A 14,179-nucleotide genomic window follows, 5' to 3' on the forward strand; every position below is an offset into this window, starting at 1 on the left:
CTGAGGTGTCGTCGGTGCGGTTGAGTCGGTGAAGGAAGTGGTTGTAGACCTGCCTACAGGTATCGACAGTCCACGCTAACTGTTCTGCGAGAGCGTCGGACGGTCGGAGTCGATACCTGTAGTTGTAATTCATCTACGAGCGTTCTTCGATGAGTTCGTCAAGTTTCTCTTGGACGAACGACGAAAGATTGAGGTGGTTCTCCTCAACCCACTCGGCTTGATCGTCTCGGATAGAGATGTTCTTGCGCGTTGCCACAGCACACAATACACAAATAAGAGTTGCGATTGCGTGGGCCTGTGGGCCGAGCGACGAATGTGTTTGAGAACTGTGCGGCTTTGTATGCCCTCCCTACTCACTCGCTTCGCTCGTTCGTTGAGGAAGGGGCCTTAGCGCCTCAATTCAGGTAAACAGCGGCTACCAATCCGTTAGGCTTCGACTGTCAGCCCGGCGGCCGCGAGCGCGTCTTCGGCATCCAAATCGTCGTGGATAACTGCCGCCACCGCACGCGTGATCGCTTCGGGCTCTTCGTGCTGGAAGATCGACCGACCCATCGAGACGCCCGCCGCGCCAGCGTCCATCGCGCCGCGGACCATCTCGACGGTCTCTTTGTCGGTGCCCCGAGCGCCACCGGCGATGACGATAGGCAGAGACGTCGACTCACAGACGTGCTGGAAGCTGTCGGCATCGCCGCTGTATCCGGTTTTGACGATGTCTGCACCCAGTTCTTCGGCGAGTCGGACGGCGTGGCCCAAGTATTCCGGTTCGTCGCCCTCGATCCCCGGTCCGCGTGCGTAAGCCATCGCCAACACGGGAATCCCGTAGCGGTCGGCGTCGCCGGTAAGCTCGGCGAGATCTTCGATCTGGCTCGGCTCGTAGTTCGAACCGACGTTGATGTGGAACGACAGCGCATCAGCGCCCGCGCGGATCGCCTCCTCGATGCCGCAGGTCACGCGCTTGTCGTTTTCGTCCGGGCCGATCGCCGTCGAGCCGTTCATGTGGACGATGTAGCCGCTGCCGTTTTTGTTCGGATGGACACGCCGGGCCAGTCCCTTCTGGGTGAGCACCGCATCGGCACCGCCGCGGGTAATTCCGTCGACGGTGCTTTCGAGGTCTTTGAGCCCCGCGACCGCGCCGATCGTGATGCCGTGGTCCATCGGGACGATCAGGTAGCGACCTTCTGTCGATACCCGTTCGAGTCGTGCGCTGAGTCCTGCAGACATGGTTGTTGTGTCACTCTCTGTCAGTCGTGGGCTATGTAGCTTGCGACTCCGAGACCACCGAACACCGAAAAGTAATCAGTCGACGTTGACTAGTCAGCTTGCTGTTGTGTTCCGTCAGCGAGTTCGTGGGCTTTCGCTTCCAGTTTGGCAGCGGTCTCTTCGACTGACTCGTTGGTGGCGGCCCCCTCGGCGACGATGTCGACGAGCGCGCTGCCGACGATAATCCCGTCAGCCCCGGTGTCGACGATTCTGGCGGCTTGATCGCCCGACGAGATCCCGAATCCCACTGCTTTCGGCACGTCCCACGCGGCAAGCCGGTCGAGACTTTGGGTCGTCTGATCCGACACGTCGGTTTTCGCGCCAGTGGTTCCGAGCCGTGCTTGGACATAGACGTAGCCCGAGACGCGCTCCATCATCCCTTCGAGTCGCTCGCCCTCGGTGGTTGGGGCGACGATGAAGACCAAGTCGAGTCCGTATCTGTCACAGACCTCCCGAAGCGGGTCGGCCTCCTCGGCCGGAAGGTCCGGCACGACAAACCCGGAGATACCGGCTTCGGCGGCGCGCTCGACGAAGGCTTCGGGGCCAGCCTCGCCCCCACGTGATCGACCATATTGGTAAATGAGGTTATAATATGTCATACAGACGAGTGGAACGTCGACGTCCAGCTCCTCGACGAACTCAAAGAACCGCTCCGGCGTCATCCCGCCTTTGAGCGCACGGACGACCGCCCCCTGAATTGTCGGCCCTTCGGCAATCGGCTCCGAAAAAGGCAACCCAAGTTCGATGATGTCCGCACCGCCGCGGGCCAGCGCCTCTACGTACTCCTTCGAGGCCTCGTAGGTCGGGTCGCCGACCGCGAGATACGGGATGAACGCGGGACCGTCAGCGAAGGCAGCCTCGATCTCGCTGTTGGCCATTTAAATCCCCTCCGAGAACATCGACATATCGGGCGCGTTCGGAATCTCGCGCGCCTCGGTTTCTTCGATTGCCGACTGAAGGTCCTTGTCGCCGCGTCCGGAGACGTTGACGATCACCGCACCTGAGAGCTCCTCGTGGTTGTCTTCGAGATACCCGAAGGCGTGGGCGGTTTCGAGGGCCGGAATGATTCCTTCGGTCTGGGAGAGTCGATGGAAGCCTTCGAGCGCCGCGTCGTCGTCGACGGTTACTGGTCTCACGCGATCGGTGTCGACGAGATAGGCGAGTTCCGGGCCAACACCGGCGTAATCGAGTCCCGACGAAATACTGTGGGACTCCATGATTTGACCGAATGTGTCTTGGAGCAGTTTCGTCCGCGCACCGTGAAGCACACCCTCGTCGCCAGTCGAAAGTGAGGCAGAGTTGGGCGCAACCCCGGTCTCCTCGTCGACTGCGAGCGAAGAGCCGCCTGCTTCGACGGCAATGAGGTCGACCGATTCGTCGTCGACGAAGTTGGCAAATGTCCCCATCGTGTTCGAGCCGCCGCCAGCACACGCGACGACCGAATCCGGCAGCCCCCCGAGCTTCTTGCGGGCCTGCTCGCGGGCCTCCTCCGAAATGACGGCTTGGAAGTCCCGGACCATCGCCGGGAATGGGTGGGGGCCGACGACCGATCCGATGACGTAGTGGGTCGACTCGACAGTAGCGGCCCAGTCGCGCATCGTCTCCGAAATAGCCTCTTTCAGGGTTCCGCGGCCTGCGGTCACGGGTTTGACGTCCGAGCCGTTGAGCTTCATCCGGAACACGTTGGGCCGCTGGCGGTTGATGTCGCGTTCGCCCATATAGATCGTACAGGGTATATCGAGATGCGCCGCCGCCATCGCAGTCGCGGTACCGTGTTGGCCCGCGCCGGTCTCGGCGATGATACGGTCTTTGCCCATGTACTTGGCCAAAAGAACCTGTCCAAGCGCGTTGTTCAGTTTGTGTGCGCCGCCGTGGAGCAGGTCTTCGCGTTTGAGGTAGACGTCGAGATCATAGCGTTCGGAGAGCCGACCCGCGTGCTGAAGCGGGGTGGGTCGACCGCCGAAATCCGCCAGCCGCTGGCGGAACTCGTCCATGAATCCATCTTCGTTAGCCAACACATACCGCTGGTAGGCGTCGTCTAACTCCTCGATTGCGGGCATCAGTGCCTCGGGTACGTACTGTCCACCGTAGTTGCCGAATTTGCCGTCAGTGCTCATTGTGTACTCGTGTAAACCGCTCGGTGTTCGTTTGTGGATCGCCGTCCATGATGGCAGTTCCGATGAGGAGACCGTCCGCGCCCGCCTCCCGCATTCGGTGGACGTCCTCGACCGTCGACACCCCACTCTCAGCGATTAGCGTCACGTCGTCGGGCACCTTCGGAGCCAGTTTCTCGAACGTCGCGAGGTCGACCTCCAACTGGCCCAGATCGCGGTTGTTGATTCCGATTGTCGACGCGCCCGCCGCTACTGCCGCTGCGAGTTCGTCTTCTGTGTGGACCTCGACCAGCGGCTGGAACCCTCGATCCTCAGCCGCCCGAAGGAGGGGTTCGAGGTCATCGCCGACAAACCGGGCGATCAGCAAAATCACGTCGCTTTCGACCGTATCGAGTTGGGCCTCGCGCAGGACGAAATCCTTGCGAAGCACCGGAACGTCGACCGCCGCGCGGATTCGTTCGATATTCTCGACCGAACCGCCGAAATGATCCGGCTCGGTGAGTACCGACAGCGCGGCCGCGCCGCCGTCGACCATCGCTCGGGCGAGCTCGACCGGATCGTCGCTGTTCGTTCGATCGGTCGTCGGGCTCGTTGGTTTTACTTCCGCGATAACCGGTACGCGACCCTGCCGTTCGGCGGCCGCGAACGCCTCGGCCAGCGACCGCGGGTCGACCGAGAGCCGACGCTCGCCGCCCGACCGCTCGGCTGCCGAGGCCAGAATCTCCCGGACTGCTGGTGCCAACTCATACGCAGTATCGTTCATCTATGTACACTGATGTACGTATGTGTTCATAATACTTGCGCCCCGAGACAGAACGCTTGAAACCACTCGGACCCTCGACTGTGGTATAATGACTCCCGCAGGTATTTTCGCGCGGCGATTCGACTCTCTCGGCTGCGCAGTGCAGTTGGGCGTGGCAAGCGGGCAGGCGATCAGTGTCTCGTTTCCCGAGGTGGTTCCCGAAGACGCAGAGACCGACCACGAACTGCTCGATGCAGTCGACCGGTATCTCGACGGCGACCTGACTGCAATCGATGACACCGACATCGGCCTCACGGTGCCGACCGACCAGCGGGCGGTTCTCGAAGCGCTCGACTCCGTTCGGCCCGGCGAGACGGTGACGGTCTCGCGGCTCGCGCGGCTGGCTGGTCTCGATCCGAGCGCCGACGACTCGCTCCGAACGGTTCGAGACGCCCTTCGCGAGAACCCGCTCCCACTCTTTTTGCCCGACCACCGTGTTCGCGACGGTCAAGGGGCGACCCCACCACGGATCGCCGCGGCGCTCCGGCGACTCGAAAACTAGCTACTCGTCGACGTACTCCGAGAGTCTAATCGCGCCGAACAGAAAAAGCGCGGCACCGATCGGCCCGTCGAACCCTGCCACAGACGGAACGTCGATACTGACCAACGCGGCCCCCAGCACCATACTCACGCCGGCCACGCTAACGGTAAGATCCACCTCCGCTACGCGCCGGACCGTCAGGCCGACAAAGGCGATGGTGCCGCCAATGACCAGCAGGGCGACCAGCGGATGGCCCCGGCCGATATCCGTGATGACGAGCACACAGCCGACAGCGATGGCGAACGTCGCCGCCAACAGCGGAATGTCATCGGGGTCGACGGCGAAGAGCCCCTCAGTATCCATGTGCCTATCGTGTCGACCACTGATAATGAAGCTCCGGCTCAAATTACCACCACTGAGAATCACCTACCCACGGAGGTCGTATTCGTGAACAACGAACTCGGCGGCGTTGAGCAGGTAGTGGGCGACAATGACGACAACGAGGTTGTCGGTAAGCACGAAAACGGTGGCCAGTCCCATACCGAGCAGGCCCGTCACGAAGATACCCAGTCGACCCTGTGCACCGTGGCCGAGTCCGAAAACAATCGACGAACCCACTGCCAAAACCCACGGCGAGATCCCGAATCCAGCATGGACAACACCGATCAGTGCACCCCGAAACAGCAGTTCTTCGAAGCCAGCGATTACGGGCAAGACAACAACCAGGAGCCCGACCCAGCCGGCGGTCGTCTCGGGAGCCAGCGTTTCACGCAGCGCGGTCGACGGCTCAAATCCCCAGCGTCGACCCACTACAGCCGCCATCTCGGTGACGAGATAGAACACACCGCCGACGGCGATTCCAGCGGTCACCGCCCGGAGTGTCAGGCTTGTCGGCCCGAGCCCGAATGCCCGACTCGGGATCTCCATATACCACGCCATCACCACCAGAAAAACGGCGAATATACCCTGCGAAAGCGCGACGTTTGCCAGCAGTGCAGGTGTCGACAGCTCGATTGGCGTGTCGTCTGTCGACTCCGATGGCTCGAATAGCGCCTTCGGTGTGCTGTCAGTGTCTGTAGCTTCAGTCGCCGGATCTGCGGGCTGCTCCGTGGTGTTTTCGGGCACTACTGGAGACGTTGGTTCAGTTTCAGGCTCGGGTGCTGGCTCGCGGTGTGTCACTGGAGCCGACCGAGAGCCCGGATCACGTGACTCGGTATCTACATCGCTCAGAAGCGATTCGGATGCACGTGCCAACACGAGCAGCAAACAAAGAACCACACCGACAACGCCGGAAAACCCCACCCAGTCTGCCATACGGAGACGATGGCAGTTACTGTGGGCTCGGACTGGACGGACCGGCGACGCTCCCGTCTTTGAGTGCCGAGCCGGTGATCGATTTCAACCGTGCGACCAACGAGTCCTTGTCAGCTTCGCCTTCAAGTGCAACATCGAGCACTTCGCTGATGTGGCTGACGGGGATGATCTCGATCATTTCTTTGTATTCGTCTTCGATCATCACGTCCTGTTCGTTCGCCGCGGGGATGATGACCCGCTTGCAGCCGGCCTTGGCGGCCGCCTCGATCTTGTGGGTTACCCCACCGACCGGCAGTACGTCGCCACGGACCGACAGCGAGCCGGTCATCGCCAGCGACTGGCTGACGCCAACGTCTTCGAGCGCTGAAATCACGGCCGTCGCGACCGTGATCGACGCCGAATCGCCGTCGACGCCCGACTGGCCGGTCTGGACGAACTGGATGTGGACGTCTTTTTCGGCCAGGTTCTGATCCGAGAACTTCTTTATAATGGCCGAAACGTTCTGGACGGACTCTTCGGCCATCTCCTTGAGTTGGCCGGTGGCGATCACCTGACCGGGACCCTGTGAGGGCGTCACTTCAGCCATCACCGGCAGCATGATCCCCGAATCCTCGCCCATTACGGCCAGCCCATTGACTCGGCCGACCTGGTAGCCGTCCGAAACCTGGAGTTCGTAATCCTTGCGGCGCTCGATGAACTCGTCGGCCAGCTGTTGTTCGATCGACCGCGAGCGCTCTTTGGCCTGCAGGACGTGCTCTCGGGTGGTGTAGTCGGCGTTCTCGGCGCGGGCGATGTCGCCAGCCACACGGACCAATCCGCCGAGGTTCCGGAAGTGAAGGGTGAGATGACCCTTCCGGCCTGCCCGGCGACGAGCTTCGAGAATGACCTCCTCGATGGCCTCGTCTTCGAACGGCGGCAGTCGACCGTCGTTGGCGACCTCTTGGGCCACGAACCGGACGAACTTGCGGCGCATCTCGGGAGTGTCCTCGATGGTGTCCTCCATGTACACCTCGTAACCGTAGCCCTTGATACGCGAGCGCAGCGCGGGGTGCATGTTCTCCATCGCGTCGAGGTTCCCTGCGGCGATCATGATGAAATCGGTGGGAACGGGCTCGGTCTGGACCATCGCACCCGAGGAGCGTTCGCTCTGACCGGTGATCGAGAACTCGCCCTCCTGAATCGCCGTCATCAGGTGCTGTTGGGAACGAATATCGAGGGTGTTGATCTCGTCGATGAACAGCACCCCTTTGTTGGCCTTGTGGATCGCGCCGGGTTCGACGCGGTCATGCGAGGGAGTCTCCATCCCACCCGACTGGAACGGGTCGTGTCGAACGTCGCCCAACAGTGCGCCAGCGTGGCCACCGGTCGCATCGCGGAACGGTGCCGTGGTGGTGTCGGCGTTGTTGACCAAGAGATTAGGGACCATCGCGTCGCTGCCCCGCGAGGCGTATCGGAAGGCGACGTAGATAATCCCGGCCGCCAGAATGCCGAGCAGGATCTGGTTGGCAATGATGAGCGCGTAGCCCAACACCACGGCGATGATGATCCACATCAGGAACGTCCGCATCTGGTTGCGCTTGCGGGCTTCTTCCTTGTGGGCGTCGACGATCTGTTCGCCTTTGCCCGCTGGCACTGTTCGCACCCGTGGCTTGTTGCCGTCGTCCGGATTGTGATAGACGAGAACGTCCTGAAGCTCCTCTTTGGGGAGGAGTTCGGTCATCGCCTTCGCTAGCATCGACTTGCCGGTACCGGGCGAGCCGATCATCATGACGTGCCGGCGCTGTTTGGCCGCCTTGATAATGACGTCGCGGGCGTGTTCCTGGCCGATAACTTGGTCGACGAGTCGATCGGGCACTTCGACGTCGTCGCTGCTGTCGATCAGCAGCCCGCCGAGCAGGTCGTCCTCGCCGACGTCGTCGGCGATCGGCGCGTCGACTTCGACCTCGCTACCGAGTTCGTCCATCGTCGGCGGTTCGTCGCCATCGATCTCCGAGGGTGTGTTTCCGCGCGAGCGCGGACCGTTCGAAACCTGGTCCGACTCGAACAGTTGCTCGTCAACGAGAGCCGTCTCCGATGGGACCGACTCTCGGGAGCCGTCCTCGTCTGTCGGCGTATCATCCTCGATCGACTGATCGGATTCTGTCGGTGTCGACTCGTCGTCGGTGGACTGCTCTTCGACCGTTAGCTGGTCGTCGTCAGCTGACTCTCGATCGGTGACTGCGTGCCACTCGTCGACAGCCTGCCCGTCTTCGACCGGCTGATCGGCCTCGGAAGAAGTCTCTTCGCTCACCGTTGAATCGGGTGGGCCGTCGTCAGGGTCCGTGTGGTTACTCATAGAACTCTTTCGCTGTCAGAAAAGACGGACTGGCGATTGATATACTTTCTCCCATTCACCCACTCTGCCACGATGCGAAATTCACCGCATAGATGACCTCTATCCGTGTTTCACCACGATTTCGAAAACTCGCCGACTTTATAAATCGAGCCGTGGTAGGCGGTTGTATGCGAGGGTTCTACATCGGTCGATTTCAGCCCTATCACGACGGCCACCACCACATGGTCGAAGAGATCGCGACACAGGTCGACGAGTTGGTTCTCGGCATCGGGAGCGCGGGCGACTCCCACAGCCGACGGAACCCGTTTACCGCCGGCGAGCGGGTGATGATGGTCACCAAATCGGTCGCCGAGTTCGACATCCCCACCTACGTGGTCCCGATCGAGGACCTCGAACGCAACTCGGTGTGGGTGAGCCACGTCGAGAGCATGTCGCCAGCGTTCGACGTTGCGTTTTCGAACAACCCGCTCGTGATTCGACTGTTCGAGGAGGCGGGCGTCGAGGTCAGACAGTCGCCGATGTTCCACCGAGAGGTGCTCGAAGGCACCGAACTCAGAGAACGGATGATCGCTGGCGGCGACTGGGAGTCGCTGATCCCCGACCCCGCAGTAGACGTAATCCGAGAGTGCAACGGGGTCAAGCGAATCCAACAGGTCACCGATTCGGATGGCGCGTCGGTCAAAACCGTCGAATGATCACCCTCGCCTCCGACTTCGGCTCGCCGTACCCCGCCGCGATGAAGGGCGTGATCTGCTCGCGAACCGACGCCCAACTGGTCGACGTTAGCCACCGCCTACCCCGACAGAACCCTCGTGCAGCCGGATTCTGGCTGCGGGAAACGATTCCCCACTTCCCGCCAGCGGTCCACCTCGCGGTCGTCGACCCGGGCGTCGGGACCGACCGGCGGGCAATCGCGTTCCGTGTGGGCGACCACGCACTCGTCGGCCCCGACAACGGCCTGCTACGACCGGTCGCTCGTCGACTCAGTGCGAATCAGTCGGCCCCAATCGAGGCCTACGAGATCACCGTCGACGATCCCGCCTCGATGACGTTCCATGGCCGAGACGTGTTTGCGCCCGCTGCGGCCGATATCCACGCGTTCGGCGTCGACCGAACCGACGAGGTCGACATGCTTTCGCCGATTGATCTCGACGCCTGTGTCGACCTCCAGTTTCCGCGCCCCAGCCGCAACGGTGAGACTATCCGCGGCGAGGTGTTGGTCGTCGACGAGTTCGGCAACGTCATCACGAACGTGCCGGGCGACTGGGTGGATGGAATCGAACACGCGCAGATAAACGGCCAGTCGACACCCGTCGTCGACACGTTCGAGCGCGTCGATAGCGGCGAACCACTCTTGACGGTCGGCAGTCACGGCTACGTCGAATGTGACGTCAACCGGGGCCGTGGCGACGAGGCGTTCGGTCTCGGGGCCGGTGATCCGGTTCGGATCGAAGCCGTCGACGCTAGCCGGTAGCCGAGGTTGATAACCCGACTGCCCGGGCGGCACGTTCTTTCGGCTGGCGAACCAATAGCGCGTATGCACGTCGTTGTTCTCGGTGCGGGATACGCCGGTGTGACGCTCGCTCGCAAGCTCGAAGCCTCGCTGCCTTCGAACGTTCGGCTCACACTCGTCGACGAATCCACCCACCACCTCGTCCAACACGAGGTTCACCGCATCATCAGGCGACCGTCGATCACCGACACCATCCAGATCCCCCTCGACTCGCTGTTCGATCGGGTCGACCTCGTCACCGGCCGAATCGACGACGTCGATACCGACACCAATCGAGTACTCCTCAACTCCGGCGAGACGATCGACTACGACTACGCCGGAATCTGTGTAGGAGCCGAAACGGCCTTTTATAGTCTTCCTGGTGTCGAGGCTCACGGCCTGGCGCTCAAATCGGTCGACGACGCCGAAGCGGTTCGTCGAGCGGCGCTCGATGCCATCGATAGCGGCGAGGAATCGACGTTCGTCGTCGGTGGGGCTGGCCTCTCGGGCGTGCAGGTCGCCGGCGAGTTGGCAACGCTCGCCCGCGAGGAGGACGCCGCCGACCGCATCGAGGTGATCGTGCTCGAAGCGCTCGACTCGGTCGCCCCGGCGTTCCCAAAAGCCTTCCAGCAGGCGGTCGCCGACGAACTCACGGATCGAGAGATCGACGTTCGGACCGGGACCGCCGTCGTCGAAGCCACCGAATCGACGATCGAGACGCGCCACGAATCGACCGGCGAGCGGCGGTTGATCGACTACGATCTGTTCGTCTGGACCGGCGGTATCGGCGGCTCGGACGTGATGGCTGGCGACCGGCCGGTCGTCCGGGCCGACCTCAGACTGACCGACTCGACGTTCGCACTGGGTGACGCAGCGAAAATCGTCGACGCAGACGGCGAAGCGGTCCCCGCCAGCGCGTCAGCGGCGATCCGGTCGGCCAGCGTCGCAGCGAAAAACATCAGCCGACTCGTCGGCTGGGAGCTCGCTGGCCGCGAGGGGTTCGAGCCGCGATTGGACCAGTTCCGGTTCGACGCGCCGGGGTGGATCGTCTCGGTTGGCGATGGGGCGGTCGCACAGGTCGGCCCGAAAATCGTCACCGGCGCGCCAGCGAAGGCACTCAAAGCCAGCGTCGGTGCGGGGTATCTGAGTTCGGTGCGGGCGATCCGGCAGGCGACCGAGCTCGTCGGCGAAGAACTCGGCGCATAGGGCCGTCGTGTAGCCCAGTTTCGGTCGACCCAATGCACACAGATTTATGCCGTATCAGTGTTTGGTATAGTTATGGTATCTGAACTGTTGTTGCAACTAGTTCCGACGAGCATCGACGGACTGGTAATGCAGTACGGCGGGCTGTTGGTCTCGTTCGCAATCACCATACTCACGTTCGTTCTGACGTTCGTGATTCTCTACCGGGTCGGGAAGTCAGTTCTCGTTAGGGCGACCAAACGGGCGCTCAACGCGCGGAAGTTCTCCTCGGCGGTCGTCAGCCTGGGATCGAGCATTGCGGGCGTGATCGCACTGTTCGGCGCAGTAGCAGTCGCTGCGACTGTCGCGGGCTTTCCGGCGATTCTCACCGCGTTCGCGACGATCTCCGGTGCGCTCGCACTGGGACTAGCGTTTGCGGCCAGCGACATCATCGAGAACTTCGTCGCGGGCGTGTTCATCCTGAAAGACAAACCGTTCACGGTCGGCGACGCCATCGAATGGAACGGTCAGTCCGGCACCGTCCGCGAGATCGACCTTCGCGTTTCGAAGCTCGATACCTGGGACAACGAGCAACTCACCGTGCCGAACGGCGATCTGGCGAACGCGGTCGTCAAAAACACGGTCGCAAACGACACGCGCCGGATCACCTTCGACTTCGGCATCGATTACGGCGCTGATATCGAGTTGGCCCGCCAGATCATCATCGAGGAAGCAGCAGCGATCGAGGGCGTTCTCACCGACCCCGCACCGACGGCCCCGGTCACCGCACTCGGTGACTCGGCAGTCGTCCTCAACGGCCGCGTCTGGATCAACCCCAAACAAACGGGTGCTGGCGGCGTCAAGACCAAACTCGTCGAGACCGTGAAAAACCGCTTCGACGCTGAGGGCGTCGACATGCCGTACCCACACACCGAACTCACGGGCTCGGTCGCGGTCGACTCACTCGAAACGGAAGCTGGCACGCTCGCCGACGACTAACGGCCACTGCGGTTCGCGGTTCTTTTTAAATAGCGTCGACGTCCAGAGCGGCGGCCAGAGGGATCCCAAAGCGGTCTCAGAACAACGAGTCGGTCGTCACTGCGCCGACAACGCTGAACACGGCGGCGACGCTGATCGTCTGGACGGTGACGTAGTGGCGCGCCGGGGGTTCGAGATCGCTGAGAAAGACATCCGGCGCAGTGATGGCAACCTCGAGCACCGCCACCGAACCGAACGCGACGACGAGCACTGAGATAAACCGGACGGGGATACCGAGCACCGCGGCCTCGTAGTTCGGGTTTCGGTCGTTGTCGGCACCGTACAGCCCGACGTAGCCGATTACCATGACCGCAGCCACGAGAAACAGGCTATGGAACACGGTCATGTTCCGTGCGAGCATCCACACCTCTTCGGTCACGATGAACGGCCCGGACAGCAAAAAGCCCCCAACGATCTGCTGGGCGGTGTCGGCGAGTTTGTGTTTCTGACGGGTTTTCATACTACCCACGTTTCGGCTCGTCCCAATACCTGTTTGGGTGCCGTTAGGTGATGCGTCTCGAACTGCGGTCCACGCAGTCGGCTGCCACTCAGTGCTCGGTTTGTTCGTCGACCGCCGGAATAACGATCAGCGGCTGTTTGACCTGCGTGGCGAGCGTCTGGAGGATGTTTCTCGACCGGAGGGTTCGCAGGAGAGATTTCTCACGCGGCGTGAGGATGATTGAGGCGACATCGTACTCGTCGGCGGCTTCGAGAATCGTTTTGACGACCGACTTGCCGTACCGGATTTCGGTTGTCACTGGAATGTCGACCGTCTCGAAGCAGTCGGCAGCAACCGAAAACAGCTCCTCGGCGGTGGCTTCAACGGCCGTCGTGTCAGCAGTTCGTTTCCGCGACGTGACGACGTGGATCACGCGAACGCGACAGTCCTTTCCATCGAGATACGGCTGGACGGCCGCACACGTCGACCGGGCGTCCTCCTCGCTCGCCAGCGGGAGCAAGACGTCGATTTCGACGAACGAGCGAGCCATGCTGAAGAGGCTGTTCGCCAGTAGACTAAAACCTCGGTCAGAGAACCTGAAACTCCAGTAGACATGAACGACGAGCAGGGACGGACTCGTCGTCGACCGCAACGAGCGATCGATAAACCGAGACGAATGGCCCTCACTCAGTGGCTCAGTCAGCGAAATCTAGGTGTGAATCAGGCTCCATGGAATCGACTCGCGAGAGTGCCGTCGCGACGTGTGAAGCCAGGATTTCGAGAAGATCGACCGTTTCGTCGGCAGGATCGACGAGATCGTGATACACTGCAAACAGGATCACCGTCGACTCGCCGAACGGAATCCGGATCGCCAGCGTCGAGCCAGCCTCGTCGTTTCGGATCGCGGCGAACCCCTCGCCTTCGGTGACGGTACGAAGCTGATCTCGGTCAGCCATCGCGTTGGTGGCCTTGCGGACTGCAGTCTCCGAGTGGATTTCGGCAAGCGTGCTGTCGATCGTCCGAACCCCCTCAGCGTCCTGACAGACGAACACGGCCCCGTCGCCCTCGATGATGAACTCGACGACCTCGATACACAGCGCGCTCACCGATTCGAGCGTCGTCGACTGGTTGAGCACCTTACCGTACTTGTTGAGCCCGTCGAGTTTGGTGGCGAAACGCTCGACGGTTTCGAGCTGGCGGCGGCTTCGGGCGTCGTAGAGGCCGATGAGCACACCCGCAAGCCCGCCAGCCGTTCCGGCGTCGACCGCGCCGAACAGGAGCACTGTCCCCGGCTGGTCGCTGGTGCCTGTCGTCAGAACGAACACGGCGACGAAGCCGACTCCGCTGGCGACTGCCCACGAGATGATGAGCGCCGCATACTCGCCGTACTGGTCGCGACGGACGATGTGGACGCCTATATAAACAATCGCCGCAGAAACCAGCGCGAACGGGAGGGTGTTGAACACCAGCGTCGCCGTATCCGCCGCAAAGAACGCGAACTGGAGCGCTTGGATGGTTCCAAGCAAGACGCCAGTTACCACCATACCACCACCGATAACCGATCGATACTGCATCTACCATTTTATAATGTGAAGATGGTATAAAACCGTGTGCCAGCTGGGTATGTCGTGGCTGACCTACAGCGCAACCAACAGCGTGCGACTCTCCAACAGGCCGAAAATGCGACACTTCAATAGGCAGAAAATACGACACTTCAGCAGG

Annotated in this window: 17 protein-coding genes; 5 read left to right on the forward strand and 12 right to left on the reverse strand. The window is 61.8% G+C overall.

Annotated features, from left to right (window positions below; all coding sequences use genetic code 11):
• The 6 genes from O2S87_RS07690 to trpC form a co-directional block, all read right to left on the reverse strand.
• Nucleotides 1–133: helix-turn-helix domain-containing protein (locus O2S87_RS07690; protein WP_475408266.1), on the reverse strand; the 133-nt coding region annotated here is incomplete at its 3' end.
• Nucleotides 134–256, reverse strand: coding sequence for a hypothetical protein (locus tag O2S87_RS07695; RefSeq protein ID WP_004975901.1), 123 nt, complete (start codon nt 254–256; stop codon nt 134–136).
• 170 nt (nt 257–426) lie between these two features.
• On the reverse strand, nt 427–1,221 hold the full coding sequence (locus O2S87_RS07700) for a 2-amino-3,7-dideoxy-D-threo-hept-6-ulosonate synthase (protein WP_475408215.1): 795 nt from the start codon (nt 1,219–1,221) through the stop codon (nt 427–429).
• An 89-nt stretch (nt 1,222–1,310) separates the two neighbouring features.
• A complete protein-coding gene (gene trpA / locus O2S87_RS07705) occupies nt 1,311–2,138 on the reverse strand; it encodes a tryptophan synthase subunit alpha (RefSeq protein WP_475408216.1) in 828 nt (275 codons plus the stop codon).
• Nucleotides 2,139–3,377, reverse strand: coding sequence for a tryptophan synthase subunit beta (trpB, locus tag O2S87_RS07710; RefSeq protein ID WP_475408217.1), 1,239 nt, complete (start codon nt 3,375–3,377; stop codon nt 2,139–2,141).
• Nucleotides 3,367–4,137 carry an indole-3-glycerol phosphate synthase gene (gene trpC / locus O2S87_RS07715; RefSeq protein WP_475408218.1) on the reverse strand — a complete coding sequence of 257 codons (771 nt, stop codon included), beginning with the start codon at nt 4,135–4,137 and terminating at the stop codon, nt 3,367–3,369. Before trpC ends, trpB begins: the two co-directional genes overlap by 11 nt.
• An 88-nt stretch (nt 4,138–4,225) precedes the next feature.
• On the opposite strand from trpC, the gene O2S87_RS07720 reads away from it, so the two are divergent.
• Nucleotides 4,226–4,678: an MGMT family protein gene (locus O2S87_RS07720; protein ID WP_475408219.1), complete on the forward strand. Its 453-nt coding sequence runs from the start codon at nt 4,226–4,228 to the stop codon at nt 4,676–4,678.
• Here the strand turns inward: O2S87_RS07720 and O2S87_RS07725 are convergent, their stop codons facing one another.
• The 3 genes from O2S87_RS07725 to lonB form a co-directional block, all read right to left on the reverse strand.
• A complete protein-coding gene (locus tag O2S87_RS07725) occupies nt 4,679–5,020 on the reverse strand; it encodes a hypothetical protein (RefSeq protein ID WP_475408220.1) in 342 nt (113 codons plus the stop codon).
• Between the two features lie 63 nt (nt 5,021–5,083).
• Nucleotides 5,084–5,971: a lysostaphin resistance A-like protein gene (locus O2S87_RS07730; RefSeq protein ID WP_475408221.1), complete on the reverse strand. Its 888-nt coding sequence runs from the start codon at nt 5,969–5,971 to the stop codon at nt 5,084–5,086.
• Nucleotides 5,972–5,987: 16 nt separating this feature from the next.
• On the reverse strand, nt 5,988–8,306 hold the full coding sequence (gene lonB / locus O2S87_RS07735) for an ATP-dependent protease LonB (protein ID WP_475408222.1): 2,319 nt from the start codon (nt 8,304–8,306) through the stop codon (nt 5,988–5,990).
• Between the two features lie 167 nt (nt 8,307–8,473).
• Between lonB and O2S87_RS07740 the strand changes: the two genes are divergently transcribed.
• The 4 genes from O2S87_RS07740 (at nt 8,474) to O2S87_RS07755 (ending at nt 11,979) form a co-directional block, all read left to right on the forward strand.
• The gene (locus tag O2S87_RS07740; RefSeq protein WP_475408223.1) at nt 8,474–9,001 is read left to right on the forward strand and encodes a nicotinamide-nucleotide adenylyltransferase; all 528 of its coding nucleotides are present in this window, start codon (nt 8,474–8,476) and stop codon (nt 8,999–9,001) included.
• On the forward strand, nt 8,998–9,780 hold the full coding sequence (locus O2S87_RS07745) for an SAM hydrolase/SAM-dependent halogenase family protein (RefSeq protein WP_475408224.1): 783 nt from the start codon (nt 8,998–9,000) through the stop codon (nt 9,778–9,780). The genes O2S87_RS07740 and O2S87_RS07745 overlap by 4 nt, the downstream gene beginning before the upstream one ends.
• A 63-nt stretch (nt 9,781–9,843) precedes the next feature.
• Complete coding sequence (locus O2S87_RS07750; RefSeq protein WP_475408225.1) at nt 9,844–11,004, forward strand: NAD(P)/FAD-dependent oxidoreductase; 1,161 nt, start codon at nt 9,844–9,846, stop codon at nt 11,002–11,004.
• Nucleotides 11,005–11,076: 72 nt separating this feature from the next.
• The gene (locus O2S87_RS07755) at nt 11,077–11,979 is read left to right on the forward strand and encodes a mechanosensitive ion channel family protein (RefSeq protein WP_475408226.1); all 903 of its coding nucleotides are present in this window, start codon (nt 11,077–11,079) and stop codon (nt 11,977–11,979) included.
• A gap of 76 nt (nt 11,980–12,055) precedes the next feature.
• On the opposite strand, the gene O2S87_RS07760 is transcribed toward O2S87_RS07755, so the two are convergent.
• From O2S87_RS07760 to O2S87_RS07770, 3 genes are all read right to left on the reverse strand, one after another.
• On the reverse strand, nt 12,056–12,478 hold the full coding sequence (locus O2S87_RS07760) for a DUF2391 family protein (protein WP_475408227.1): 423 nt from the start codon (nt 12,476–12,478) through the stop codon (nt 12,056–12,058).
• A gap of 88 nt (nt 12,479–12,566) precedes the next feature.
• Nucleotides 12,567–13,007 carry a universal stress protein gene (locus O2S87_RS07765; protein WP_475408228.1) on the reverse strand — a complete coding sequence of 147 codons (441 nt, stop codon included), beginning with the start codon at nt 13,005–13,007 and terminating at the stop codon, nt 12,567–12,569.
• 145 nt (nt 13,008–13,152) lie between these two features.
• A complete protein-coding gene (locus tag O2S87_RS07770; RefSeq protein WP_475408229.1) occupies nt 13,153–14,031 on the reverse strand; it encodes a hypothetical protein in 879 nt (292 codons plus the stop codon).
• Nucleotides 14,032–14,179 lie beyond the last annotated feature (148 nt).

Source organism: Halohasta sp. A2 (assembly GCF_056175805.1).